The 24,140-nt window shown below is 68.9% G+C and carries 26 protein-coding genes; 5 read left to right on the top strand and 21 right to left on the bottom strand.

Going from position 1 to position 24,140, the window contains the following annotated elements; all coding sequences use genetic code 11:
* Window positions 1–20: 20 nt before the first annotated feature.
* The 12 genes from GA707_RS07735 to GA707_RS07680 form a co-directional block, all read right to left on the bottom strand.
* Complete coding sequence (locus GA707_RS07735) at window positions 21–584, bottom strand: hypothetical protein (protein WP_152177867.1); 564 nt, start codon at window positions 582–584, stop codon at window positions 21–23.
* A 12-nt stretch (window positions 585–596) separates the two neighbouring features.
* Complete coding sequence (locus GA707_RS07730) at window positions 597–1,028, bottom strand: single-stranded DNA-binding protein (RefSeq protein ID WP_152177866.1); 432 nt, start codon at window positions 1,026–1,028, stop codon at window positions 597–599.
* A 67-nt stretch (window positions 1,029–1,095) separates the two neighbouring features.
* Window positions 1,096–2,859: a type IV secretory system conjugative DNA transfer family protein gene (locus GA707_RS07725; RefSeq protein WP_152177865.1), complete on the bottom strand. Its 1,764-nt coding sequence runs from the start codon at window positions 2,857–2,859 to the stop codon at window positions 1,096–1,098.
* Window positions 2,856–3,380 (bottom strand): hypothetical protein, encoded by a 525-nt coding sequence (locus tag GA707_RS07720; RefSeq protein WP_152177864.1) that lies wholly within the window; start codon window positions 3,378–3,380, stop codon window positions 2,856–2,858. The genes GA707_RS07725 and GA707_RS07720 overlap by 4 nt, the downstream gene beginning before the upstream one ends.
* Complete coding sequence (locus GA707_RS07715; protein ID WP_152177863.1) at window positions 3,377–4,447, bottom strand: ArdC-like ssDNA-binding domain-containing protein; 1,071 nt, start codon at window positions 4,445–4,447, stop codon at window positions 3,377–3,379. The genes GA707_RS07720 and GA707_RS07715 overlap by 4 nt, the downstream gene beginning before the upstream one ends.
* Window positions 4,444–5,973 (bottom strand): ATP-binding protein, encoded by a 1,530-nt coding sequence (locus GA707_RS07710; protein ID WP_152177862.1) that lies wholly within the window; start codon window positions 5,971–5,973, stop codon window positions 4,444–4,446. The genes GA707_RS07715 and GA707_RS07710 overlap by 4 nt, the downstream gene beginning before the upstream one ends.
* On the bottom strand, window positions 5,970–6,404 hold the full coding sequence (locus tag GA707_RS07705) for a hypothetical protein (RefSeq protein ID WP_152177861.1): 435 nt from the start codon (window positions 6,402–6,404) through the stop codon (window positions 5,970–5,972). Before GA707_RS07705 ends, GA707_RS07710 begins: the two co-directional genes overlap by 4 nt.
* 111 nt (window positions 6,405–6,515) lie before the next feature.
* A complete protein-coding gene (locus tag GA707_RS07700) occupies window positions 6,516–7,979 on the bottom strand; it encodes an SCO6880 family protein (protein WP_152177860.1) in 1,464 nt (487 codons plus the stop codon).
* Complete coding sequence (locus tag GA707_RS07695) at window positions 7,976–9,280, bottom strand: conjugal transfer protein TrbL (RefSeq protein ID WP_152177859.1); 1,305 nt, start codon at window positions 9,278–9,280, stop codon at window positions 7,976–7,978. Before GA707_RS07695 ends, GA707_RS07700 begins: the two co-directional genes overlap by 4 nt.
* A 30-nt stretch (window positions 9,281–9,310) precedes the next feature.
* Window positions 9,311–9,622, bottom strand: a complete 312-nt coding sequence (locus GA707_RS07690) for a DUF6112 family protein (RefSeq protein ID WP_226963683.1) — start codon at window positions 9,620–9,622, stop codon at window positions 9,311–9,313.
* A gap of 125 nt (window positions 9,623–9,747) precedes the next feature.
* Window positions 9,748–10,035 (bottom strand): DUF6112 family protein, encoded by a 288-nt coding sequence (locus GA707_RS07685; RefSeq protein WP_226963621.1) that lies wholly within the window; start codon window positions 10,033–10,035, stop codon window positions 9,748–9,750.
* 191 nt (window positions 10,036–10,226) lie between these two features.
* Window positions 10,227–10,844 (bottom strand): isoprenylcysteine carboxylmethyltransferase family protein, encoded by a 618-nt coding sequence (locus GA707_RS07680; RefSeq protein ID WP_226963619.1) that lies wholly within the window; start codon window positions 10,842–10,844, stop codon window positions 10,227–10,229.
* A gap of 81 nt (window positions 10,845–10,925) precedes the next feature.
* Between GA707_RS07680 and GA707_RS07675 the strand changes: the two genes are divergently transcribed.
* From GA707_RS07675 to GA707_RS07660, 4 genes are read left to right on the top strand one after another with little or no spacing between them, the layout of a single operon-like run.
* Window positions 10,926–11,315: a helix-turn-helix transcriptional regulator gene (locus GA707_RS07675; RefSeq protein ID WP_152177857.1), complete on the top strand. Its 390-nt coding sequence runs from the start codon at window positions 10,926–10,928 to the stop codon at window positions 11,313–11,315.
* Window positions 11,312–13,333, top strand: a complete 2,022-nt coding sequence (locus GA707_RS07670) for a cation-translocating P-type ATPase (RefSeq protein WP_152177856.1) — start codon at window positions 11,312–11,314, stop codon at window positions 13,331–13,333. The genes GA707_RS07675 and GA707_RS07670 overlap by 4 nt, the downstream gene beginning before the upstream one ends.
* Before the next feature lie 8 nt (window positions 13,334–13,341).
* Entirely contained in the window at window positions 13,342–13,980 is a 639-nt protein-coding gene (locus GA707_RS07665) for a thioredoxin domain-containing protein (RefSeq protein WP_226963615.1), read from the top strand.
* Window positions 13,961–14,605 carry a vitamin K epoxide reductase family protein gene (locus GA707_RS07660; protein WP_152177855.1) on the top strand — a complete coding sequence of 215 codons (645 nt, stop codon included), beginning with the start codon at window positions 13,961–13,963 and terminating at the stop codon, window positions 14,603–14,605. Before GA707_RS07665 ends, GA707_RS07660 begins: the two co-directional genes overlap by 20 nt.
* Window positions 14,606–14,620: 15 nt before the next feature.
* On the opposite strand, the gene GA707_RS07655 is transcribed toward GA707_RS07660, so the two are convergent.
* The 9 genes from GA707_RS07655 to GA707_RS07615 form a co-directional block, all read right to left on the bottom strand.
* On the bottom strand, window positions 14,621–15,736 hold the full coding sequence (locus tag GA707_RS07655) for a hypothetical protein (RefSeq protein ID WP_226963613.1): 1,116 nt from the start codon (window positions 15,734–15,736) through the stop codon (window positions 14,621–14,623).
* A 555-nt stretch (window positions 15,737–16,291) separates the two neighbouring features.
* Window positions 16,292–16,636 carry a helix-turn-helix transcriptional regulator gene (locus GA707_RS07650; RefSeq protein ID WP_152177853.1) on the bottom strand — a complete coding sequence of 115 codons (345 nt, stop codon included), beginning with the start codon at window positions 16,634–16,636 and terminating at the stop codon, window positions 16,292–16,294.
* Window positions 16,633–17,628 (bottom strand): tyrosine-type recombinase/integrase, encoded by a 996-nt coding sequence (locus GA707_RS07645; protein WP_226963682.1) that lies wholly within the window; start codon window positions 17,626–17,628, stop codon window positions 16,633–16,635. Before GA707_RS07645 ends, GA707_RS07650 begins: the two co-directional genes overlap by 4 nt.
* Before the next feature lie 303 nt (window positions 17,629–17,931).
* On the bottom strand, window positions 17,932–19,017 hold the full coding sequence (locus GA707_RS07640; RefSeq protein ID WP_152177851.1) for a M23 family metallopeptidase: 1,086 nt from the start codon (window positions 19,015–19,017) through the stop codon (window positions 17,932–17,934).
* A gap of 6 nt (window positions 19,018–19,023) precedes the next feature.
* Entirely contained in the window at window positions 19,024–19,704 is a 681-nt protein-coding gene (locus GA707_RS07635) for a hypothetical protein (RefSeq protein ID WP_152177850.1), read from the bottom strand.
* Window positions 19,704–20,741: a ParB N-terminal domain-containing protein gene (locus GA707_RS07630; RefSeq protein WP_193315237.1), complete on the bottom strand. Its 1,038-nt coding sequence runs from the start codon at window positions 20,739–20,741 to the stop codon at window positions 19,704–19,706. The genes GA707_RS07635 and GA707_RS07630 overlap by 1 nt, the downstream gene beginning before the upstream one ends.
* Complete coding sequence (locus GA707_RS07625; protein WP_152177848.1) at window positions 20,738–21,571, bottom strand: hypothetical protein; 834 nt, start codon at window positions 21,569–21,571, stop codon at window positions 20,738–20,740. Before GA707_RS07625 ends, GA707_RS07630 begins: the two co-directional genes overlap by 4 nt.
* Entirely contained in the window at window positions 21,568–21,942 is a 375-nt protein-coding gene (locus GA707_RS07620) for a hypothetical protein (RefSeq protein WP_152177847.1), read from the bottom strand. Before GA707_RS07620 ends, GA707_RS07625 begins: the two co-directional genes overlap by 4 nt.
* Window positions 21,939–22,856, bottom strand: coding sequence for a bifunctional DNA primase/polymerase (locus GA707_RS07615; RefSeq protein ID WP_152177846.1), 918 nt, complete (start codon window positions 22,854–22,856; stop codon window positions 21,939–21,941). Before GA707_RS07615 ends, GA707_RS07620 begins: the two co-directional genes overlap by 4 nt.
* A gap of 496 nt (window positions 22,857–23,352) precedes the next feature.
* Here GA707_RS07615 and GA707_RS07610 point away from each other — a divergent pair, with 496 nt between their 5' ends.
* Window positions 23,353–24,084: a ZIP family metal transporter gene (locus GA707_RS07610; protein ID WP_152177845.1), complete on the top strand. Its 732-nt coding sequence runs from the start codon at window positions 23,353–23,355 to the stop codon at window positions 24,082–24,084.
* Window positions 24,085–24,140: the final 56 nt, after the last annotated feature.

Here is a 24,140-nt window from a genome sequence, read left to right as displayed (position 1 = left end):
GGGTTGTCAGGGCGCCGGGGCTATGCCCGGGTGCGGCGTCGGGCGGCGATGTCCTCGGTGACGAACCGCACGAAGTCGGCGTGGCGGTCGAGGATCTCGACCTCACCGCTGGCCTCGGGTGGTGCCTCCCCGGGCCAGGTGGTCTGCCGGGTGGGGCGGTCACGGTCGAGGCGACAGCCGGCGCTGGAGACCCACTCGCGGAGTCGGTGACGGGCGTCGGCGAAGTCGCGTAGCCAGCCGATCGGTCCTGAGGGTGTGCCGTCGGGGTCGTAGGCGTTGAGCCAGTGGGTGTGCAGGGCTGAGAGCTCCCAGACCAGCTCGTCGTGGCGGTGCCACAGCGGGGGCACCACACTCGGCGGGAGCCCGAAGGTGCGGCGAAGCCACTGGACCCAGGCGTCCAGGTCGGCCCACTCCAGCAGAGCCTCCTCCGCGGTGAGCAGGTTCCAGTTGATCGGACGCAGGACCTGGCCGTCATTGACGTCGGCGACCCCGAACCCGTAACCGGGCCCGTCGAACCCGCCCTGCGCAAACTCGAGGTCTTCGATGTCCAGGCCTTCCTGGGCCGGCTCAACTCGTGTGCTCATTGCTGACGCCGATCAGTTGCCGACGGCGGGGGAAGGGTGGTTGGCCACCGCAGCCTCGCGGACACGCCGCTCTGGCGGCATGGCTTGGCCGCGGTCTACGACGTATCGGGTGCGTAGGCAGTCATGCCCGAGGCGGCGGGCGACGAACTGCTCCCGGAGTCGGCTGACACCGCCTTGGCTTTCCTGCTCGTACTCGTGGATGTAGCCAGAGGCCAGAATCTGGTCACCGGGCTTGAACCTGCTGTACGCCCGCTCGGCCGCCCGGTCGAAGAGGACCAGGTCGCAATAGACCGGCTCAACCTTGGTGAACGCACCGTCGGCCTCCTTGCGGTGCTGCTCGATACCAACCCGGCAGTAGAACCGGGCGTGGCCGCTCTCCCCGAACGACAGTTGCGGCTCGGTGGCGATGAACCCCTGCAAGCTCAACTGGGTGGGAATCGTCATGGCTGACTCCTGACCTCGCGCGGTGCCCGGGATGGCGACCGCTCTCACGAGTCAGGTGTTCCGGTGGTCACCGGCGACGCAGTGTGCCCTCGACCTGCGCGCGTTCGTGGTGCAGTTGCTCGGCGTCGTCGCGGTCGGTCCAGGGGCGAAGCGTGGTGACCAGTGGTGGGGCGCTGCGCAAGAGGACCAGGGCGGTTCCGAAGGGAAGGGTGCGGATCGCCTCGGGGGGCATGACGGACACGCGACGGATGGAACGCTGCAGGGACCGGTAGCCGTGCTCGCCGATGGAGATGGTGTCGGTGCGTTCGTCGCGTTCGCCGATGAGGGCGGCGAGATCTTGGAGGTCACGCGCTGATGAGGTGCCGCCGAGGATGACCTTGACGATGCTGGCGTCCCAGATGGCGCCGGCTGCGTGGTCGCCCCACTTGTCGCGCGCCTGGGAGAGGGATTGGAGCACCGGCATGGTGGTCACTCCGGTGCCTCCTCCTTCGGCCATGAGGACGGGCAGTGACGGAAGTGGGGAGAGGTTGCCGATCTCGTCGAGGGCCAGGAGCAGGGGCGGGTCGAGTCGCGCCCCGGGGGAGGCGGCGGCGAGGTGGCGGGCGGTCTCGACAAGGTCTTCGATGAATGCCGCCACGAGCGACCAGGACGCGCCGGCGCCTGCTCCGGTTGCCAGGAGGTAGAGGGTGCCGTTGTTGGTCAGGAAGCTGGTGGGGTCGAAGTGCTCGCCGGGTTTGGGCGAGACGGCGTCCAGGACGCGGGGGTCGGCCAGACAGGACAGCGCCAGGGAGACGCCCATCCAGATCGAGTCGCGGGTGCGGGGGTCGGCGTGGATCGTGGATTCGAGGGAGTCGGCCCAGCCGGGTGCCGCCCGGGGGTGGCTAGCCAGGATCGAGACCGCATCGGCTGCGGCGGAGGGGGAGAGGGTCCAGCTGAACAGCTCGCGCGGGGAGCGGTCGTCGAGGGCTGCTGCGTGGAGCAGTGCTTGGAGGGCGGTGCGGGTCTTGCCTTCCCAGAACCCGCCGGATTCGACTCCGCCGGTGGACAGGCCGGTGGCCGACGCCAGGCCGGTGGCGCGGATCATCGCGGTCAGCGGATCCTGGCAGCCGCGCACGGGTGACCAGCGAAGGCCGGCGGGCAGGCCTTCTGCGAGCTGTTGCGGGTCGAAGACCGCGACCGGGCCGTGTTTGCTGCGGGCGCTGAGAGTGGCGGCGATGTTGTCCGGACGGGTCGCGGTGGTGATGACGGCGCCGGGCGCGTCGAGGATGGCGTTGATGACCACGTGCAGGCCCTTGCCGGAACGTGGCGGGCCGAGCAGCAGGATCGAGTCCTCGACCGAGGCCCACACCTGCTGCCCGCAGGCTCTCCCGATGAGGTAGCCGATATCGGATGGTCGGGCCCTGTGCAGCGATGGGCGCAGGGTGCGTCCGCGTGAGAGCAGTGCCTTGCGCGATGCGGCAGTTCGCACGTCCCGTGCGGTGGCCACTCCGGCACGGCGGTGCGGGTCGCTGGTGCTGGTGTGCTTGATCGAGGCGATGCCTCGCCACGCCGACGTCGCTGCGGCGGCGGTGACGGCCACCATGACTGCCAGGACGAGCCAGTAGACCCATGGAGTGATCCCGTCGGCGCCGAGCGCGGCGCCTGGGTCGGCGGGGTGGGTGAGGACGCCCAGCCCTGAAGCCCACCCACCACGCGGGGTGGCGGCTCCGGCGAGCCACGCGGCGAGCGTGCCCGCGAGCCGCAGGAGAGCGGCGATGGCGCCCAGTGCAGCGATGAGGAGGAGGCCGAGGTTGACCAGGTGGTCATCGACTCCTTGCCCGCGTGGGTTCACTGCGCACTCTCGCTGAGCGCGAGTGCGACCACACCCGAGGCCCGTCCGAGCAGGACCACCTGCGGGTGGGCGTCGAGCAAAGCCGGGGGCAGCCGAAGGTGCGTGGTGCCGTCCTCATCGGCGATCTGGCGGGCGACGACCAGACAAACCTCGACGGGCTCACCTGCGGTGAAGCCCTCAGCGCAGATCCCAAACGCTGAGGCCAGAGCGGGCCGCGCGCCCAGAGCAGCATCGGGCACCGACTGCGTTCGTGGGGTGACGATGTCGGTGAAGGTCGAGCCGTCCGCCTCACGGACCTCGACCCGGACTGCCGTGCCGAGGTCGGCAGCGATGTCATCGAGCACCCGCTGGAGGTCATCGCGAATCAACACGCCGTCGGCGGAGTACGGCTCACGATCCAGGCTCACCGTCAGGTAGCCCCGCTCGTCGACGACGACGTCGACCAGCGGCAACACCACCGGTACCCGCGCCAGCTGCCGGTCCTCTCGCCGATACGGCGCGGCAGCGTTGAGCATGCTCATAGCCCGACCGTCTCAACCTGCCGCTGCGCAAGCGCCTGTCCCGGGACTGCGCCGGGCCCGGAGGCCAGGCCCTCGCGGCGGATCCCCTCGCGGTCGAGGCCCGGCGGGCTGCCGTCACCGCCCTGCACCGTATCGAGCTTGTCCAAGATCGTCACCGCGGCGCCGCGGACCCGCTCGGCGGTGGACTGCACGACCTGCACCGCTGTCCTGCCAGGGACGCTGGATGCCCACGATGCGACATACGGGATCGTGTAGTCATCGGTCGGCAAACCGTGAGCGGCACCCACCATCAGCGCGACCGACTCCGCTTCGACCTCGGCGATGCCACGGTGCATGGCAGCATCGGCGTTCCCAGGGCCGTGGAGCATGACATGGCCCAGCTCGTGAGCGAGCGTCTTGACCTGGGCTGCGTCATCGATGTCCATACGCACCGAGACCTCCCGCGTCAGGTAGTCGGTCAGGCCGTTGGCTCCGCCAATCGAGGCCGCGCTCGAGACCAGACGCAGCTCGAAGCCGCGAGCGGTGATCTGGTCCGCGAGCCCATCCCACAATCCTGCTGGTGCCTGCCCGCGCAGCAGCCGCGGGGCCGGCGGCTCGGGGATGGGTGAACCGTCGGTCTGCGAAACGTCCCAGACGTGGGCGGGCTTGACGCCGACCAGCTTCGAGCGCACCGCCTCCCCGCGCGCGGGCTTCTCGCCACTGGACAGGCGTCGCCACGAGGCCGGGTCGGGCGGGGTGGCGGAGGCGAACCGGGCGGTGACCGGGGCGAGGATCGCATACCCGCTCTGGCCCTTCATCACGGCCCGGCCCAGGGTGAGCCACTGGTGAAAGCCGGCCACATAGGTCGGCATCGGTTCTGGTACCCGGCCCTGCTCGAAGGCGGCCTGGTGCTGGACGCAGATCAGGATTGTGTTGTTGAACGAGCGTGAGCGGAACTGGGAGGCGAACTCCAGGGCCTGCTTCCAGTCATCGCCGGTGACCAACGCACCGACGGAGTCGGTCAGCTTCTGGTGCAGCGCTTCAAGCTTGGCCTCGCGCGCTGTCAGTTCTCTGGTCTTCACGTTCATCGGGGCTCTCCTGTCTGTGTGGTGGACAGGTGCTTCGCCGGTGCTGTGCTCATCCGGGCGGTGGTGTCGAAGAGGTCGAGCTCGGCGGGGTGTAGCTGATGCTGGACAACGAACGAGCGGTGTTTGATCCGCCAGAGCCCCTGCCCGGTGCCGAGCGTCGGTAGCAGCGCCTGCTCGGTGCCGGTGAGCCCGAGCGCGGTTGCGGTCGAGCCGAGCTGGTCGGACTCCTGCCGGTAGACCACTCGGGTTTCGGCGTTGGCGAGCAGCGAGGAGGCCAGGGCCCGCATGGCCGAGCCGGAGTCGCCGACGTTGTCCAGGTCGGAGAGCTTGTGGAAGATCAGCATGTTCGCGATCCCGTAGTGCCGGGCCAGGCGCCAATGGGCGTCCATGCGTCGCAGCAGCGCCGGGTGCGACATCAGCCGCCACGCCTCGTCGTAGACGACCCATCGTTGGCCACCGCTCGGGTCGAGCAGAGCGGACTCCATCCACGCCGAAGCGCACGTCATCAACACCGAGACCAGGGTGGCGTTCTGGCTCACCCGGGACAGGTCGAGGGAGAGCATCGGCAGAGCCGGGTCGAACCGCACCGTGGATGGACCATCGAACAGCCCGGCCAGGTCGCCCGCGACGAGCCGCCGCAGGGCGTGCCCGACCAGCCGGCCGTCCTCAGCCAGCCGGGCGTCGAGGTCGCTGCCCGGGTCGGGGGTGAGCAGCCGCTCGACCACCAGCGGCAGCACCGGCACCTTGCAGGAGCGCACGGCATCGCTCAAGGCGACGTCGATGGCGGTGTGCTCCAGCGGTGTGAGCGATCGGTCCAGGACTGTCTCGGCGAGGGCACCGAGCAGGTCGCGCCGCCGGGTCGCGACCTGTGCGGCCCATCCGGAGTCATCGATGTCGCGTGGGCGCTGACCCTCGTCGAGCGGGTTGAGCCGGTTGGCCATCCCAGGGCCGAGGGCGATGGCCTTCCCGCCGACAGCCTCCGCGACGGCGGTGTGCTCACCCTTGGGATCCCCAGGAACGTACACGCGGCGACCGAACGGGATCGAGCGCGTGTAGAGGCTCTTGGCCAGTGCCGACTTGCCCGATCCGACGATCCCGGCCAGGACGAGGTTGGGAGCGGTGATCAGTCCGCGCGTGTAGAGCACCCACGGGTCGTAGACGAACGAGGAACCGGAGTACAGGTCCTGGCCGACGAACACTCCATCGCTGCCCAGGCCGCCCTCGGCAAGGAACGGGTACGCCCCGGCCAAGGTCGCGGAGGTGTCCTGGTGACGCGGCAGCCGAAGCCGTCCCGGCGTGCGCAACGCGGCAGGCCCAGCCTCTCCGGCCTTCGGCAGGACAACCGTCGCGCGCCGCTCGGCCGCCAGCCCCTCCGACTTCGTCTTCGCTGCCGCCCGACGGGTGTGGCGGTCCTGGGCGAGCAGTGACCTCGCGGCGGCCTTGCGCGCCCGCCGGTCCTGGCGCCGCTCCCGGCCAGGGGAGAGCAGGACCGCGCTGTGCAGACGCTCCTGATCCTGGCCGGTCACAGCGACAACCCCTGTCCGGCCGAACGGGTAGGGGAGTCAGCAAAGGCCGGGAAGTCGCGGTGGACGTAGGTGACACCCGACTCCGCGCTGTGGGCATGGTCGATGGATTCGCCAACATGACGCAGGATCTCGGCCGCTCGGTGCAGATCCCAGGACACCGCATACCTCGCGGCACGACTGGCGTTGGTGTCGCCCGCGACCCATGCCGCCTCCTTCGCCGGCGCGTCGTGGAATGCCGCGAGCTGATGCAACGACTGGCTCAACGCCGCTACAGCCGGGCTCAGCGAGCCGAGCACCGAGTAGAGCTCACGCGGGTCGTCAAGGAAGCGAGTCGCGTGCGCGAGGGCGCGCAACGCTGTGTGTGCTTCGCCGGCGACACTGGCCGGGCTTTCCGATGTGGGCACGAAGGCCTCCTCGCGGTGGTGGGTCACGGAGTAGGTGTCTTGACGGTCCCGCTGGAGCGGCGCGGAGGCTCTTGGATTGCCGCGGGCGGGGCATCGGCGCGGAGGGCGTACGTTGTGTCGGGGACGAGCTGGTGCGCCCTAGAGGCTCCGGCATAGGGGGAGTGCCGCAGCGGCGAACGCCTGGGCCTGTTGTCCCCAGAGCCGGCGGGTTTCGCAGGAGGCTTGGATCGCGGACTGCTCGATGTCGGCGACTGCCCGTTCGAGCTCCTCGGGGGTCGGCGCGCTGACGGCGATCAAGCCGGTGGCGCGCAGCAGGCCGTGGCCGGCGGTGAGGTCGGCTTCCTGTTGGAGCACGTCTGCGTACTCGGCCGATTGTTGGGCGTCTTCGATCTGTCCGATGCGTTGGCGTTGGGTGGCGTCGGAGATGTACTCGGTCTTCTTCTTGCGGATGTTGCGGGCGGCCTGGTCGCTTCGCATCGGGGTGTACAGCAGGGTGAAGGTTCGTCGCACGCCTGAGGAGAGGAGCAGCGGGGCGAGGAATCCTGGATAGACCAAGGAGCGAGGCCACTCGCTGATCCACAGCACGCAGTGGTGGGCGGAGTCTGACCGCAGGCTCGACCAGCTCTCGAAGACCGCAACTGGTCCGGCGGTGGCCAGGTCTCGTCCCAGGTCGCCGTGCCGTTCCAGCGCACCTGCCACGATCGGGTCGTATGCGCAGCGCAGGATGAGTGCCAGGTCGCCCGGTTCGAGCCACCCCGACGGGGTGAGGTCGGCTGCTCGCAGCGCGGCCGTCAGGGTCGACATCTCGTGACGGAGGATGGCGGCGGCGCCTGCGTTGCCGCCTCCGGCGGCGCGGATCGCGCGGGCGGCGGCCTTCATGTCCAGGGAGATGGAGATGGTGCTGGCGTGCCGTTCTCCGGCGGGGCCGGCGCGGGTGATGAGTTCGCCGTAGGTCCTCGAGGTCCATGAGTCGTTCCGGGTGCCGTGCCGCGACCACCACTGGGCCAAGCCTTTGCCGGAGTCCGGCAGGGTCCGTTCCATGACCTGCACGCTGGCGATGCGCCCGGAGCGGCACGTCGTGGCCAGCACCCGCCCCCAGCTGGTGACCCGGCGTTGCTGCTCGATCGGGTCGAGCAGGATGAACGCTGGATGGGTGACGCCGGTGACCGCGGTCAGGGTGGCGGCGTGCGGGTCGTGGACCATCACGGCGCCGGACTCGGGATCGACCCACTGCCGCAGCCTGGCTGCGTCGCCGGGTAGCGCGAGGGTGCCGGCCGGGCGGGGCTTGACGATCCGGCGACGAAAGACGAGCTGTCCGCCGCTCGAACGCCACGTCCACGAGGTGGCCACCGGCAGCCACTGGATGGCTTTGCGGCCACCGACGCTGACGAAGGCGAGTGCGGCGCAGGCGAGCAGGATCGGGGCCACATAGATCAGTGAGCCGCCTCCGCCGGCGAACAGGGTGATGACGAGAATGACCGCTGCGATACCGGTCACGGCGAGCTGCGATGCGGACAGGCCGAGCAGCACGCCGCGTCGGGTGAGGCGAGAGAACTTCACCGGCGCCAGGTCGTGATCGTGGGCAGGAGCCTGGGTGGTCACCGCTCACCTCCCGAGCCATTAAGAGCTTGGGCGGGGATGGGGTCGGGGCCGTGAGCGGGCGCTGGCGCGGGCGCCACGGGCGGTCCTGTCGGGCCTTGGCTGGCAGAGTCGGCCTGCCCGGAGACGGCGCCAGCGAGAGCCGTTCCTGTTCTCGCTCCAGCGGCAGCCGTCTCCTTGACCGCCACGACGCCGGCGGCGGCTCCACCGGCAGCTGCACCGCCAGCGCCACCTGCCGAGGACGCCCCTGCCGCCGTCCCGCTTGAGGGACCTGAACCGCCAGCCGGTACCGCCGCTCCAGGTCCTCCTGGTGGGCTTCCCACAGGTCCGCCGCCGAGGATCTTGCTCGGTTGAGAGCTGGGTGCCCGGTTGGTCGGGATCGGGATGGGCCGGTTGAGGGCGGACTTGGCTTCCTGTTCGGCGGACATCGCGTGGTACATGTCGAAGCCCATGAAGCTGATGGCCTTGTAGGTCATGTACGGCGCGAACCCGGCCATCAGCATCAGCACCACTCCGGCGATGGGCTCGCTCACGGACTGCAGGTCGGCGTCGATCGGTGCTGAGACCTGGGCGGTTGCCAGCAGGAAGATCACCACGAGGACCACCTTGGAGAGGATCAGCGCGATCACGAATGAGGCCCACTTGGCGACCCAGCCGCGAGTGTGGTCCCAGCTGGCGCCGGCCAGCGCGATCGGGGCGAACACGATCGCCACGAGCAGCAGTGCCTTGCGGACCAGGAGGCTGATCCACACGATCGCCGCTGCGCCGATGGCCAGGCCTGAGATGAAGATGGTCAGGATCGCCCCCGCGCCTGGTGCGGCGATGTGGATACCGACGAGGCCGGCGCCCAGCTGGGCCATGCGCTGGCCCATCTGCGCCATGCTGGTGCCGGCGGCTGTGACGATGCCGATGCAGATCTGGTCGGTGATTTCCAGCGCGGTGGCCAGCAGGGTCAGGGCGATGAAGGAGCCAAGGATCGACTTGGCCAGCCCCAGCGCCGCGCGTGACAGGGCGGCCGGTTCGCGGCGGATCATGCCGCCGATGACTTGGAGCAGGAAGAAGCCGAGCATGACGAAGACGGCCACGCCGAAGAGGATGTTGTAGACGTCGGTGTAGTGGCTGCTGGTGACGTCGACCCTCGTCGTGGAGTCGAACACCGTCCAGACGGCCTCGAACATCCAGGCCGCGGTATGCCCCATGCCCTGGGCGAGCCAGTCGAAGGGCGCGGCGACGAGGGTGCCGGCCGCGTCACCTGCGGCGGCGCAGACGGCCGAGATTGCGGGCACATCGCAGACGTCGAGCATCGTCGTCCTCACTCTCGTGCTCGGCCGGACTCAGACCGACTGGCCGACGTTCCAGAAGAACTCGACCAGGGTGACCGAGGCGCCGGTGATGATCGCGGCACCGAGACCGACGAGCACACCGAGCTTCCCGCGTCCGGCCAGGTGCGGGTTCGAGGAGTTCGCCCCGAGCGCCCATACGATCGCCGAGATGATCAGCGCGAGCACGGCCAGGATGAGTCCGATGGTCATGGTCGCGCCGACCATCGACTGGAGCTGGGTGATGCCGGGCAGGCCGTCGGAGTTCGGGCCGATGTTGATGTCCCGCGGCAGTGGCAAGACCGTCGGAAGGGGAGAGAGGCTGATCACGGTTCCTCCTGGATGAGTTTGTGGTTCATGGCTCAGGTGTCCGCTCGGCGCCGCTCCGGAGAGGCTCGTGAGGGCGGCTTGGTGGGAGACGTTCGCGATGTCGAGGGCGAACTGCTCCTCCTTCACAACGTCGCACCGAGGTCGAGCAGCCAGTTCCCCCAGGCGAGTGCTCCTCCGGTGAGCCCGGCTCCGCCAAGTGCCACGAGGAGTCCGCTCTTGGCTTTGCTGCAGACGTGCCAGCTCCCGTGTGCCGAACCGACACCCCAGGTCACGGCACAGACCACCACCATCAGAACGGCGATGATCAGCCCGTAGGTCAGCAGCGCACCAACGATCGCCCCGAGGTCGCTGGCCGCATCGACCGCGCCGAAGTCAGGGCCGACGATCGGAAGATGATAAGCAGTGGTCACGCTCGGCAGGTGTGTGCTGGCGGCCGCCGACACCCAACGCACGTGGACCATCACAGCGTCACCGGCAGGGTCGGATGATCGAAGTGTCGGAATAGCCGGGGTTCCGGGCTTCGATGAAGCCTGATGAGTGATGTGAGCTTCATGGGATGCAGGTGCGTCGGCTACCCCTGCGTCCAGCAGCTCGTGGTGACTCAGCGTGTGTCGCGGGTGCCGATGCCGGGGATGAATCGTCCGACGGTGCTGGTGTAGCGGCGGTAGGCATCGCCGTGTGTCGCGAGCAGGTAGGGCTCTTCGACGGCGCGGACTTGGAGCTGGACGGCCACGAAGAGTGTGGCGAGAGCGGCCAGCGCGACCGGGTTCGGTGTGAGCATGCACAATCCGGTCGCAGTGGTGAGGAGGGCGGTGAAGAACGGGTTGCGCACGAGCGCGAACAGGCCGATTCGCACCAACTCAGTGCGCTCGCCAGCATCGACGCCGACCCGCCAGGTGACGCCCATCGCATGCTGGGCTGCGAGGGTCGCGACGGTGCCGAGGAGCACGAGTACGACACCGCCAACGTGCAGGGTCGCGGTGTTGAGCAGTGTGATCGCGGAAGCGAGGCCGGTGAGTTGGAGTGCGGGGGCTGCGAGCCCTGCGATGAGCGCTGCGGCGAACAGGATGCCGCCCCACCAGCGCGCCGACCCCACCGTGCCGGATAGTCCGCGGTACCCGGTCGAGCCAGTCCGTCGGCGCATGATCCACGCCCGCAGCCCGAAAGCGACTAGGAGATAGGCCAGATAGAGGAAGAGGGCAGCAACGGCGGGGCTCACCAGGCCTCCTTTCACCTGAGTTCTGCGGAACCGCGGTGCGACCACTCACGGATTGGTCACCATCTAGTGTATGGTCATTACATGCTGACTATAGCTTCTCGGGTGGATGTCATGAACCGGCTGGGCCGGGCGATGGCCGATGCGACCCGCTCGCGCATCCTCTTGTCGCTGTTGGCAGAGCCGGGGTATCCGGCGCAGCTCGCGCGTGATCTGGACCTGTCGCGGACGAACGTGTCGAACCATCTCGCGTGTCTGCGCGGCTGCGGGATCGTCGTGGCCGTGCCGGAGGGCCGCAGGACCCGGTACGAGATCGCGGACCCGCATCTGACGCGGGCGCTGGGCGCCCTGGTCGATGTGGTGCTCGCCGTCGACGACGGCGTGCCCTGCGTCGACGCGGACTGCGATGTGCCGATGTGCTGCGGCCCCGGAGCGCAGACCTCCGCCGACGCCGAGGCGGAGTCGGCGCGTTGAGCCGGGAGTGCTGCGGCCCCGAAGAACCACAGGTGCCCGAGCCGGTCGATGCCTGCTGCGGCCCGACCGAGCCCGCCGACCATGACGGGGAGCATGAGGAAGTGCCACCGTGGTGGCGCGACCGCGCCCTCGCGCTCCCGGTGGCCTCGGGTCTGTTGTGGGTGACCGGGCTGATCCTGGAGTGGACGGGCCTGGAGGCGCCCGCCTTGGTCGTGTTCGCGCTCGGGCTGGCCGCGGGTGCGTGGACGTTCGTGCCCGGCACGATCACGCGCCTGTTCACCGCCAAGGGCCGGGGGCGGCTCGGGGTCGGCCTGTTGATGACGATCGCCGCGATCGGGGCAGTGCTGCTGGGGCATCTCGGTGAGGCAGCGGCGCTGGCGTTCTTGTTCTCGATCGCCGAGACCCTGGAAGACCGGGCGATGGACCGCGCCCAGCAGGGCCTGCGTGCCCTGCTCTCCCTGATCCCCGAGACCGCCCGCGTCTCCCGCCTTACCGAAGAACAGGTCATCCCGGCCGCCGACGTGCGCGAGCTCGACATCCTCATCGTCGGTGCCGGGGAACGAGTCGCCACCGACGGGATCGTGACCGATGGCCGGTCATGGGTGGATACCTCCGCGATCACCGGGGAGTCGATCCCCGTCGAGGTCGGCCCCGGTGATGCGGTGCTGGCCGGGTCGGTCAATGGATCGGGCACCCTGCGCCTGGAAGCGACAGCGGATGGGCGGGACAACTCGCTGACCAAGATCGTGCATCTGGTGGAGCAGGCCCATGCGAACAAGGGCGAACGCGCCCGCCTCGCCGATCGGATCGCCCGCCCCCTCGTGCCGCTGGTGCTGATCGCTGCCGCGCTGATCGTCGTGTTCGGGTTCCTCGTCGGCGAACCGGGCCTGTGGATCGAACGCGCCCTGGTGGTGCTGGTGGCGGCCTCGCCGTGTGCGTTGGCGATCGCGGTGCCGGTCACGGTGATTTCCGCGATCGGGTCGGCCTCGAAGTTCGGGGTGGTCATCAAGTCCGGTGCCGCGTTCGAGCAGCTCGGCACCATCCGCCGGGTCGCGTTCGACAAGACCGGTACCCTCACCCGCAACCAGCCCAAAGTCGTCACCACCCATACCACCGGAGAAGAGACTGAGACGGAAGTCCTCGGACTCGCCGCGGCATTGGAGGCTGCGAGCAGTCACCCGCTGGCCGAGGCCATCACCGCTGCCGCCCCGAACCGGGCAACGGCGGTGGAAGTGCAGGAGCATCCAGGCCACGGGCTCACCGGCGTGGTCGAGGGGCGCAGGTTGCGGGTGGGCAGCCCGCGCTGGATCGACCCGCAAGCTCTCGCCGCGCAAGCCGACGAGCTGGCAGGTGAGGGTATGAGCGTGATCGTGGTCGAGACCGATGGCCGGGTGGTCGGGGTGATCGGTATCCGTGACGAGCTGCGCCCCGAAGCGAGCGAGGCGATCGCCGCCCTGCATGCGCAGGGGGTGTCGACGGTGATGCTCACCGGCGACAACTCCCGCACCGCCGAGGCGATCGCCGCGCAAGCGGGCATCGAGGAGGTCCACGCCGAGCAGTTGCCGGCGGACAAGGCCGAGCACATTCTCCGCTCGTCCGAGCGGGTGCCGACGGCGATGATCGGCGATGGCATCAACGACGCCCCGGCCCTGGCTTCGGCCACGGTGGGGATCGCGATGGGCGTGACCGGCTCCGCCGCAGCGGTGGAGTCCGCCGATGTCGCGTTCACCGGCACCGACCTGCGGCTGATCCCCGACGCCCTGGCTCACGCGAGGCGGGGCCGGGCGATCATGACCGGGAACATCGCCCTGGCTCTGGCGATCATCGTGGTGCTGTTCCCGCTGGCCCTGTTCGGGGTTCTCGGCCTGGCCGCGGTCGTCCTGGTCCACGAGATCGCCGAGGTCATCGTGATCGGCAACGGCATCCGCGCCGCCAGAGCGAAGCGCCACCCCCTCCCACCCCTCACGGGCGACGCCGTGGCGTCCTCGAATAATTCTCTGAAAGCAGGCAGCCGTTGAGCCGCAGCATGAAACTCTCCCTCGCGATGATCGGTGTGGCAGCGCTCGTCCTCGTCGGATTCCTCGTCTTCACCGGCGGCGGAGACGACCCGGAACCAGAAGCCACCCCGACCGGGGGCAGCAATGCTGAGTTGCTTGTGCGCGATGACAGCCCACGCCTGTCCGAGGGTGGTGAGGCGGTGTTCGTGGAGTTCCTGGACTTCGAGTGCGAGGCGTGCCTGGCCCTCTACCCGGTGATCGAGGACCTGCGCGAGGAGTACGGCGATCGGGTGACGTTCGTGGTGCGGCACATGCCCCTGCACGGCAACTCGGTCAATGCTGCTCTCGCTGCGGAGGCCGCCGCCGAGCAGGGCGAGTTCGAGGCGATGTACCACCGCCTGTTCGAGACCGCCGAACAGTGGGGCCACCAGGAGGCCTCGCAGCGGGAGACGTTCTTCGGCTACGCCGAAGACCTCGGCCTGGACATGGACCGCTTCGAATCCGCCTACGACGACCCCGCCACGCTGGAGCGGATCGAGCAGAGCCAGCAGGACGGGCAGGCCCTCGGCGTGCAAGGCACCCCGACGTTCTTCCTCGACGGTGAACTCCTCCAACCGCAGAGCATCACCGATCTGGAGGACGCATTCGATGCCGCCCTCCAAGACTGACACCCATGCCACCGAGAACGACGCCGAAGGGGTCGACACGGCCACACCTGGAGCACGCCCGGAACGTGGCCTCGGTGCGCTGCTCCTGGCCGGTGGTCTCATCGGGCTGGTCGCGGCGGTGGTGCTGCTGGTTGAGAAGATGGAGCTGCTGGCAAACCCCGACTACATCCCCTCCTGCAACGTCAACCCGGTGCTCTCCTGCGGGTCGGTGATGACCACCCCGCAGGCCGAAGCGTTCGGCATCCCCAACCCGATTCTCGGCATCGCAGGTTTCGCCGCCGTCGCCGCGATCGGCGCGAGCCTGCTCGCCGGTGCCCGGTTCGCGTCCTGGTTCTGGATCATCGTGCAGGCCGGAGTGACGTTCGCGGTCGTGTTCGTGCACTGGCTGATCTACCAGAGCCTCTACGTCATCGGCGCCCTCTGCCCCTATTGCATGATCGTGTGGGCCGTGACGATCCCGATCTTCTGGTACATCACCACGACCAACCTCCACAAGCTCAATGCAGGGGGGAGGGCGACTGCGGTGCTCACCGAGTACCGTGGCGCGATCCTCACTGGCTGGTTCCTCGTGATCCTCGGGCTGATCGCCGCACGTTTCTGGGATTACTGGATCACTCTGGTCTGAGCCTCGACGAGGGGTTCAGCGCCATGCTGCGTAACGGTTCCATGATGCTCCGGCGAGGCCGGCCCAGCGGGTCGCGGTGCCGATGCTGACGCCGACGAGGGAGGCGAACACGGCGGGCGGCGTGGTGGAAGCCAGGTGCAGCAGGGCGGTGTTCCGGCTGGCTCGGGAGGTCACCCCGAGGTGGTGCATCCGGCGCAGGAGCGAGGCAGGGTGCAGGTGCGTGCCGGCGCTCTTGCCGATGAACAGCCACCGGGAATCGGCCAGTCTGCTCGCCGCTCCGAACGGTTTGGCGACCGGGAGCGCGGTCACGAGCTTGTCCAACGGCGGGATGAGCAGCAGGGGCTCTGCGCCGAGGCGGAGGTAGGTCTCGCCCGCGCGAGTCTGAATGTCATCGACGGTCAGTCGAACGATCTTCGCGACCGGCTGGGCGTAGAGCAAGATCAGACAGGCTGCGGCGCGGTCTTCGACGCTGGCGCTGTCGGGCTCGTGCAGGAGCGCGCGAACCAGGGCGAGCTGGTCTTCGGCGTCGACATCGTGGGCCGGGTCCTTCGCCGGAACCGGATCAGGGAGCCAAACCTGCCGGAGGTAGCCGCCTCGTTTGAGCCAGCGGACGAACGCGAGACGGCGACTGCGATCGGTGGTGATCCAGGCGTCGAGGTGGGCTTGCGGGCAGTCATCGAGGTCGTGACCGGCGGAGACCAGATGGTCGAGGAATGCGCGGGCGATGTCGATGTCTCCGCGGCAGCGTGCCGCCGCGTTCGGTGCGATCCGACCGTGCCGGTCAGCCTTGGCACGGCCGACGACGTGCCAGCGGGCGTAGCGGGCGAGCACGCCGCGCATTTCGGGATCGATCACCTGTGCGACGACCTCGGTGGCGTAGCGGTGGAGCCGGGCGGCGTTCTCATCACGAGGCGGCAGGGCGCCGGCGGCGACGAGCAACGCACGCAGATAGGTCACCGAGAACACCTGCGGCCGTGCATCGAGTGCGTCGTGGCTGAGGTCGACCTCGCTCTGTGCGATCGAGGTCAGCAGGCGCAGGGATGCCAGATTGTGCCAGTTGTTCAGTAGAGATCGGGGTCGTTCGAGCTCGGTCAGGGCGTCGCGGACGGGTTGCAGCTCGGGCCGGATCATCCCGTCGGGGCCGGTGAGAGCGGCATCGACCTGCTGGGCGGCCTGGCAAGCGAAACAGCGCGGTCGACCGTGATTCGTGGTGCGTCGCCCAAGAGCGTGCTGCCCGCAGAGAGAGCAGTCAATCACCGGCGCTTGGTAGCAGGTCGGGCAGACGTCCGGGCTGCTCGCGGTGGCTTTCAGGGCGACTCGTTTGAGCCTGCCGCAGACGCCGCAGACCCGGCGCGGGTTCCGGTAACAGCGACCGCAGAGGTTCGATGCTCCCGGTCTCTTGCCGCCAGCTCTCGTTGCCAGCGGGCCGATGGTGTCGCACTCGTCGCACACGTCCTCAGAGCGACGGTCGCGGGCATAGCAGCTCACGCAGACCGCGCCGCCGTCGTCGATGCGGGCGTTGACACTGCGCTGGCGTCCGCATCCGGTGCAGGTCTCGGTCGGTGACCGGCGGGCGCGGCAGGCCCGGCATTCACCCCGATCCAGCGTGTGGTTCCAGCGCAGAGTTCTCAGTCGGCCGCAGCGAAAGCAGACGCCTTGGACGATCGTGTTCGCCACTGGCTCCGGTCATTCGTCCGCAGGGCTGATGACCGCTCGGGTCGGGCGGTTCTTGCTCCCGCTCGCTGGCGGCTTGACCGAGCCCGCGGTGCCAGTCTTGCGGCCCCGCCGTGACGCCGACTCGACGTAGGGCTCGATGAGGTCGCCGGGCGTGCAGCCGAAGATGTCGCAGAGCGCGGACAGGAACTGCATGTTCAGCCGCTCGGGTTGACCGACCACGATCCGGTAGACCTGGGTGGAGGTCATCACCACGCCCCGGTCTGCCAGCAGCGGCACCAGATCGGTCGTGGACTGCATGCCGTGCTCGTTCATTACCTTGCGCAGGTGCCAGTGATAGGCGACGGTCTTCGTCATCGTGATCCTCCCTCGATCTCGGCCGGTGGGGTGAACGCCGCGTCCAAGGCGCGGCGCAGGGTGCGGTTGCGGTAGTCGCCCGAGACTCCGGTGTAGAGGGCGGTGGTCGAGCCCCAGCGGTGCCCGACCTGCTGCTGGACGAACAGCGGGTCGTAGCCGTCCTCGATCAGATGCGTCACATACGAGTGCCGCAGGCAGTGCGGATGCAACAGCGGGTCTAGGCCGAGGTCGTCGCGCCAGTCGGCGAACCGATCGTCAATGTGCCCGAGCTGGATGCGACCTTGCCGTTCGGTCGGCCACAGGATCGTCATATCGGCAATCTCGAACCGGGGCCGAACCTCGGTCACGTACTCCTCGATCACCGGGCGAGTCCACCCGAACACGGCCAGCACCGCTCGACGTCTGGGCTGCGACCCTTTCATGACCTTGCCCCAGCGCACGTTGCAGACCCCGAACCGGCCGAACTCCCAGCCCTGCGGGTTGCGGGTGAAGTCCGGCAGGTCGAGCATCGCGGCCTCGCGCCGTCGCAGCCCGAACGCATAGATCATCTTGAACAGCGTCGCGTCTCGGAACAGCGTCAGCCAGCCCTTGCGACCGGACGAGCGTGCCCGATCCACCAGGTCGTCGGCATAGTCGAAGAACATCTGCAACTCATCACGCGAGAGCGGCCGCACGCCCGGCCGCGCCTCGTGGTCGCTGGTATGGATGACCGTGTTCCACTCGTGGCAGACCTGCACCGGATGCGTGTCGAACAGATCGACGCAGCGATCCACCCAGCCGTAGCGGTGATCGATCAAGTAGTCGCAGAACAGCGCCACCGCGTTCTGATACGCCCGCACCGTCGAGACCGACAGCGGCCGAGGCCCGGAGACCAGCGAGGTCGTCCATTCCTCCACGTCAGCCGGCGACCACTCCCACGGCGGGGCGTTGCAGAAGTCCGCGAACCGGCGAACCTGCGAAGCCCTCGTCTTGATCGTCCGCTCGGCGAGCATCCGCGAGGTCTGCTGCGCCGACCAGCCCGCCACCATCTCATCGAAGAACTGCTCCGCCGGCCGCAGCAACGACACGTTGCCAGACGACAAGACCCCTCCGCCGGGCACCTGACCGTCTGAGGACTCCATGCCACGACCTTACATTAAATGTAAGAATCATGCATCAGATGTAAGATCAACAACGAAACCCCTGGTCAGGAGGCGGTGTCGCTGCTAGGTTGGAGATGGCCCCGGTTCCGCGGAACGGCGGGATTCCGGCTTACATCTAAGGTACGAATCGTACATTAGATGTAACTTCTGAGGTTATGCCGTGAGCGTGACGTGCAGGTGGTCGTAGTGTCCGCCGGTCACATCGCCGGGGTCGTGCATCCCTCCACCGCCGTACGGGCGCCAGCCTTCGTCACTCCGAGCAGCCGACCAGATTCGGCCCTGCCAGATCAGGTACTGCACCCCGAGCGTCTGGGCGTTGTCCTTCAACCAGGTCGTGACTGTCCAGCCGGCCTCGAGTGCGGGGCCGGACGCGGCCGTGCCGATCGAGTTGCCGAAGGTGCCATCACAGGCACGTCCGAGCGGGTGCTCGGACTTCTGGCCCGGACGCGGCGACCAGCACGACCAGCGCGAGTCAGGGAAGTTGGTCTGGAGCTGGGCGAGCACGTTCGCGGTGCGCTCGGTGATCCGGCCGGTGCTGGTCGGGTCATCGACGAGGCGATCGGGGTTCTGGCCGCTGTAGGACATCGCGTCCGCGGCAACCTGGCCGCACCCGGCAGCGGCGGCTCCGGGGTCGGCCCCTGCGGCCACAGCCTCGACCGCGCCGTGCGAGGCGAGCCACGGCTCGGGATCCACCCGGGCAGCCTGCGCTCCGCCCGGGCGGACCTCGAAGTGCAGGTGCGGTCCGGTCGCGTAGCCGTCGGCGCCGACATCGCCGATGTGCTGCCCGGCGACGACGACGTCACCCGTGGTGACATGCATTCCGCGTGCGAGCATGTGCCCGTAGCCGGTGGCCACCGGGCTCCCTGCGACGGTGTGCTCGATCAGGATCAGGTGCCCGTACCCGGAGGCGGGGCCAGCGAAGGCGATACGCCCGTCGGCCGCCGCGAGGATTGGGGTGTCGGCCGGGGCGGCGAGGTCAAGCCCGCCGTGCAGCCGGTAGACGCCGGTGACGGGGTGGGTGCGCATCCCGTATCCGCTGGTCCGCACCCAGGACCCGGCCGGGAGCGGGACAACCACCCGAGCGGTTTCCGGCACGGTCGCCTCGGTCCTGGGGATCGTCGAGGTGCCGGGCAGGCACTGTGCCTGCGCCGCGGGGCTGAGGAGCGCGCCGACGGCCAGCAGCAGGCTGGCTGGCGCGAAGAGCAGCGTCGCCACTGCCAGGATCGCGGTCTTGGCCATGACCGTTCAGTCCAGGGGAGTGTCGAGCATCGAGAGGCGAAGGAGGTGGCAGTGCGGGTAGGAGGGGCCGCAGACGATGAAGACGGTGAACGCGACAGCGTGTTCGGAGGCAACCGGTTCGCCGTCCCACGTCCCGGCGCGGTGCCTTGTGCCGTGGATCGTGCGGGCCGTGGTGCCCGGGAGGAGCTGGTCTCCTGCCTGCGCCTGAGCCTCGGCCCACGTGCTCGGGGTGGTCACGGAGCTGGTGGTCAGCCACTGCCGGGTCCGGTGCTGAGCCAGGTCAGCCCAGGCGTCCGGTGTCGGGAGGTAGCTGGAGAGGTCGAGGACCAGGCCGGGGGTCGACTCTCCGGTCGGGTCGGCGACCTCGACGAGCCGCTCGAGGTGGTCGGTTCGCGTGACCAGCGTCGTGGTGTCCCAGACGAAGATCGCCTCCGCGACCCTTTGGGCGAACGCGTCGGGATCGGAGGTCATGGCCAGGGCCGGCAGGTCCGCGAGCACGGGCTGGGTCTCGGTCGCCGGCGGCATGACCAGCTCGCTGCCAACCTCGTATGGTGCGGTGCTCGACGACGAGCTCCGGTGCCCCAGGACGGTGTATGCCAGGGCGGCGCTCAGCAGCAGCGTCACCATGATGCCGGCGAGGATGAGGCGTCGGCGGAGCAGGTCGGTGGGCGTGGAGGGGTAGGGCATCAGCACGAGCTCTCTGCACGGGATTGGGTGGCCGGTCGGCTGTCAGGTGTGCGTGGTGTGCTTCGCGCGAGGTCGACGGCGTCGGCGAAGGCCTCCGTCTCCTCGAGGACGCGCAGGAACAGGGCCCAGTCCTCGGTCTTGATCTCGCGGGCGATCTGCTCGGGGTCGTACTTCTGGGACCAGCCGGCCAGCTCGATCCACTTCAGCGTGAAGGAGCGTGTCGACCGTTTGCTGTTCGCGGCAGCGGCCTCACGCTTGGCCCGGTTCTCCTTGATTCGCCGGGCCTTGTCGGCTTTGGCCTTCTTGAGGGCCTTCTCGGCGAGGTCCCCGACGTCGTTGTCGTCGGCGGGTGTGGCACTGGCGGCGACGCGCTGGGCCGCCGTGACGCGCTGGTAGCCCGGGTCGACTGGTGCGCCGCCTCGGATCGCGTCGAGCTCGGTCTCGGCGAGGTCACGCAAGGCGGGGGAGAGGCCGGGGTCGGCGGCGATGCGTTCCATCGCCAGGATCTGCTCCAGTCGGGCGTAGGCGGCCTTGCCGGTGACCATCTCCGCGGCGCGACGACGAGCCTCGCCCTGCCCGCCGCTCTGCGGTCCCGCTGATTCAGCGTGACCGGGCTGACCTGCGGTTTTGTCGCTTTTCGCTCCGAACTGCGTCGCCTTCTTACGGCGGTCCGCGTCCTCGTCGATGAGCGTCCGCAGTTCCTCATAGAGCCTGGCTGCCTCCAGCGGCGACAGCGGCTTGTGGGTCGTGTTCTCGTCCCGCTCAGCCAGCAGCCGGGTCAGCTCGTCGCTGAGCCCGGACCTGACCCACACCCGCACGGTGCGCCACTGCAGAGCCTTGGCGGCCTCCAGTCGTCGGAAGCCGCAGATGAGGTGGCCATCGGGAGAGATGGTGATCGGCTGGAGCAGCCCGACCCGCTTCAGTGAGTCCACCAAGGAGGTGAGGTCGCCCGGGTCACGCCGATGCCGCTGGCCGACGACGATGGAGTCCACCTGACGATCCAGCTCGATATGGCCACGATCGGACACCAGGCTCACCCGCTCACCGTCATCGCGGGCGCGGCGCCCTGGACTGCGTCGGCCAGGGCTTGGTCGGAGAACAGGTCTTCGAGGCACTCACCGGTGACCAACCGCCCAAGAATCCCCAGTGCGGCGCCAGTGTCCTCGCGGTCGCGACGCTGGTTGCCCAGGACGGCACGCAACACCACCAACCAGGCATCGTGGCCGATGTCGAGGAGGGCGGGCCCGGTCCCGTCTCGGCGCAGCGAGACGTAGGCGCTGGCCCTGTCCCGGCAGCGCATCAAGCGCGCCGCGATGTACTCCACGGCGAGGCGAGCGGCGGCCTCCTGCCAGCCCAGCTCGATGAAGAACTCCACCGCCACGTCCAGGGCGACGAGTGCGCTGGTCGGCTCACCGTCCGGGTTGTCCTGTGGCGGTGCCTCGACGTGCTCAAGGTCGTCCCAGCGGTGAAACGCCGGGTGGTAGTCCGCGATCTCGACCTCGCGGTCGCTGAACCGCTGCGGATCGTGGAAGTCGCTGCCGGCGCTCTTGCGGGCCTGACCTGTTGAGCAGAGCAGTCCAGCGGCCCGCGACTCGTAGATCAGGGTGAGCTCCACCGCGCGCGTGATCACCGCCCACGGGTCATCAGCCAGGCGGGTCGAGCGCATCCGCATCACGTCGAAGGCCGCGACCGCTGCCTCGCCCGGTTCCAGCCCGTGCTTGCGGGCCAGCCCGGCGTACTTGTCCATCGCGAACCGCATCAGGTGGGTGGCGCGCGGGTCCGTGCGCCAGCCGCCGCCGGGGGAGTAGGTCAGGTCGTAGAGCAGAATCCGCAGCTCTTCGCTGTTGGCGAATACAGGTGTGTTCATAACCCGAGTCCTTCCTGGCCGCTGATGGTGGGGGATGTCGTGCCGGGTCGTGCGATCGAGGTCCGGGTGATGCGACGTGAGGCGTGCCTGACTGCCGCCCCCGGAAGGCGCCGGGCGCGACGAGCCAGCTCCGCCTCGACGTCGATCCCGCGCCGCAGGGACTTGGCCGCGAGCATCGTGCTCAACTCGGTGGGACGGACCCAGACCAGACCCGGCAGCCCACGCTCGGGCTCCGGCATGCTCTGGCCCTTCGGCACGGACGGGTCACCATGCACAGCCAGTTCCTCGGGCGGCCGCGGGTTCTCGCGGGCCGGTGCCGCCGGGGAGATCGAGCGGTCACGGCGGCGCTCATAGGGCTCTGGCGTGTTCATAGTCGCACCGCCTCAACCGGCGACGTCGGGACCGGGCTACACGCTGGCTCCCTCTTGGTCGCGATCCGGTGGGCCGAGCGGATCGTGGCCATCGCCTCACGCTCGGGCAGGCCGGCGGCGCAGGCCGCCGGGCCCAGCAGCGAGGTGGTGCTGCTCAGGTCATGGCCTTCCTCAACCAGCCGACACGCGGCCCAGAAGAGGCCGCCGTTGCGGCCACCCTCCGGGCGAGAGGCCACCCACGCGGCCAGCTTCTCCGGACGGGCACCCATCCTCGGCATGTCTGCGGGTGCGTGCATCGGACGGGGCGGGTCGAGGAAGGCGCGCAACCCGTCAGCGTCCATGCGATAGAGCTGGGGGTGCTCCGCCACCGCGACAAGTTGGTAGTCGCGTGGGCGTCCGTCCGCGCCGCTCACCCGGGACGGGGGGACGATGATGTAGCCGCCATCGCCACGAAAGTCGATGTGCTTGCCCGGCAGCTGCCACGAACGCGACTCCCGACCGCCAGTACGCAGGAAGTAGGCGTGCAAGCCACCCGACGGTGTGCGCACCAGGCAAGCCCAGCCCTCGATGAACCCAGCCTGCCGGGCCTTGTTGAACGAGGCGAACCCAGAGCCGCCCTCGTGAACGTCGACATCGACCACGTCGATGCCACCCAGGACGCCGGTCGGGACGCCGATGTTCGCGTCAGGGTGCCGGCCCCACCACGCTGTGACGACGCCACGGTCGATGCTGGCGTCCTGGAAGCCGTGGACCGTCAGCGGACGCTTGCCGCCTGGGACGCAGGGAAAGACAGGCACACCCGCGCACGCCAGGTGCGCTGCTGCCGTCGTGAGATCAGGTGCATTGACGAGGTCGCGCAGGAGCCGCGGCCCCCACCGGAGACTGGCAGATCGCTGATCGTGCAACTGGTTCATGCAGCCCAGGATGCTCAGCCAGCGCACCAAAAAACGCCCCTCCCACGTTCGCCCCTCCCAGGACGGGCGCAGGACGGGCGCACATGTTCAGGTCGTGTTTCTGCAGGTCACGGGCATACTCAGCGGCGCCCCTCCGAAAATTCCACAAGTTTCGCCGAAGGGGTCGTTCTTCCCGCGTTCAGGACGCCACGCCCGCCCTCGAGAACGCCCCGACGCCCACACTCCTCACGTCCAACGGCCCCCCGCAGGCCTCGAGAAGGCGCGACCTACCGCCCACAAGGACGCGGGTTCCGCAGCATGTGGCAGCTCGAGGATGGGATCGTCGAGCCCGCAGTCGTGATCGGTTGCCGGGTGTCTGTCAGGATGGCGGGGGTCTGGTTCGTGACGGGTACGGTCGTTCCGTGCGCTGACGCGTAGCGGATCTCCACGGGTTGGCCGTGGGGTGCGGTGTCGGCCCAGTTCGGACTTCCTCGATGACCCTGAGAGGGGGCCCGGGTTGGAGGGGTTCGCGTTGGTGCTTGCGCTGGCGGCTCTTCCGGCTGCCGGCAACTTCGTGGGCGGGCTGGCTGCGGAGGTGTTTGATGTTCCCGAGCGGGTGCTGAGTCTGGCGTTGCACCTGGCGGCGGGCATCGTCTTGGCCGTGGTCGGTCTGGAGCTGATACCTGAGGCTCTCGAGGCTGACCCGCCGTGGGTGCCCATCGCCGCGTTCGTGGCCGGCGGTGCGGCCTTTATCGGTCTTGAGCGCACTATCGGGTATGTCCAGGCCCGCATGGGTGCGACCGAGGAGTCGAAGGGTCCCTTCGCGATCTTCTCGGGGGTCTCGATCGACCTGTTCAGTGACGGGGTGATGATCGGCACGGGGACCGTCATCAATCCGGCTCTGGGGTTACTCCTGGCACTTGGCCAGGTTCCCGCGGATGTTCCTGAGGGGTTCGCCGCAGTCGCCAGCCTGCGCCGGGCGAACATCCCGCGTCGGGTCCGGGTGGTGATGGCTCTCTCGTTTGCCATCCCTATCGCGCTCGGGGCGACCCTGGGCTATTTCGCGCTGCGCGAGGCTCCGGAGGTCCTTACTCTCTCGGTCCTGGCCGTCACCGGCGGGGTGTTGACCAGCGTCGTCGTCGAGGAGATGTTGTCCGAGGCTCACGCCGGAGAGACGAGTCGACTTGGGCCGATCGCACTGACGGTCGGGTTTGCGATCTTCGCGCTGATCACCGTCTACGTTGGCTGACGATCGACCGCGTCGGTCCTTGCCCGGGTCGGGTGCGTCCGCGGAGGTCAGGTGTA

Source organism: Nostocoides sp. F2B08, from assembly GCF_009184895.1.
Lineage (GTDB): Bacteria > Actinomycetota > Actinomycetes > Actinomycetales > Dermatophilaceae > F2B08.
The sequence above is the reverse complement of the archived record's forward strand: the minus strand, read 5'-3'. Positions and strand labels throughout refer to the sequence as shown.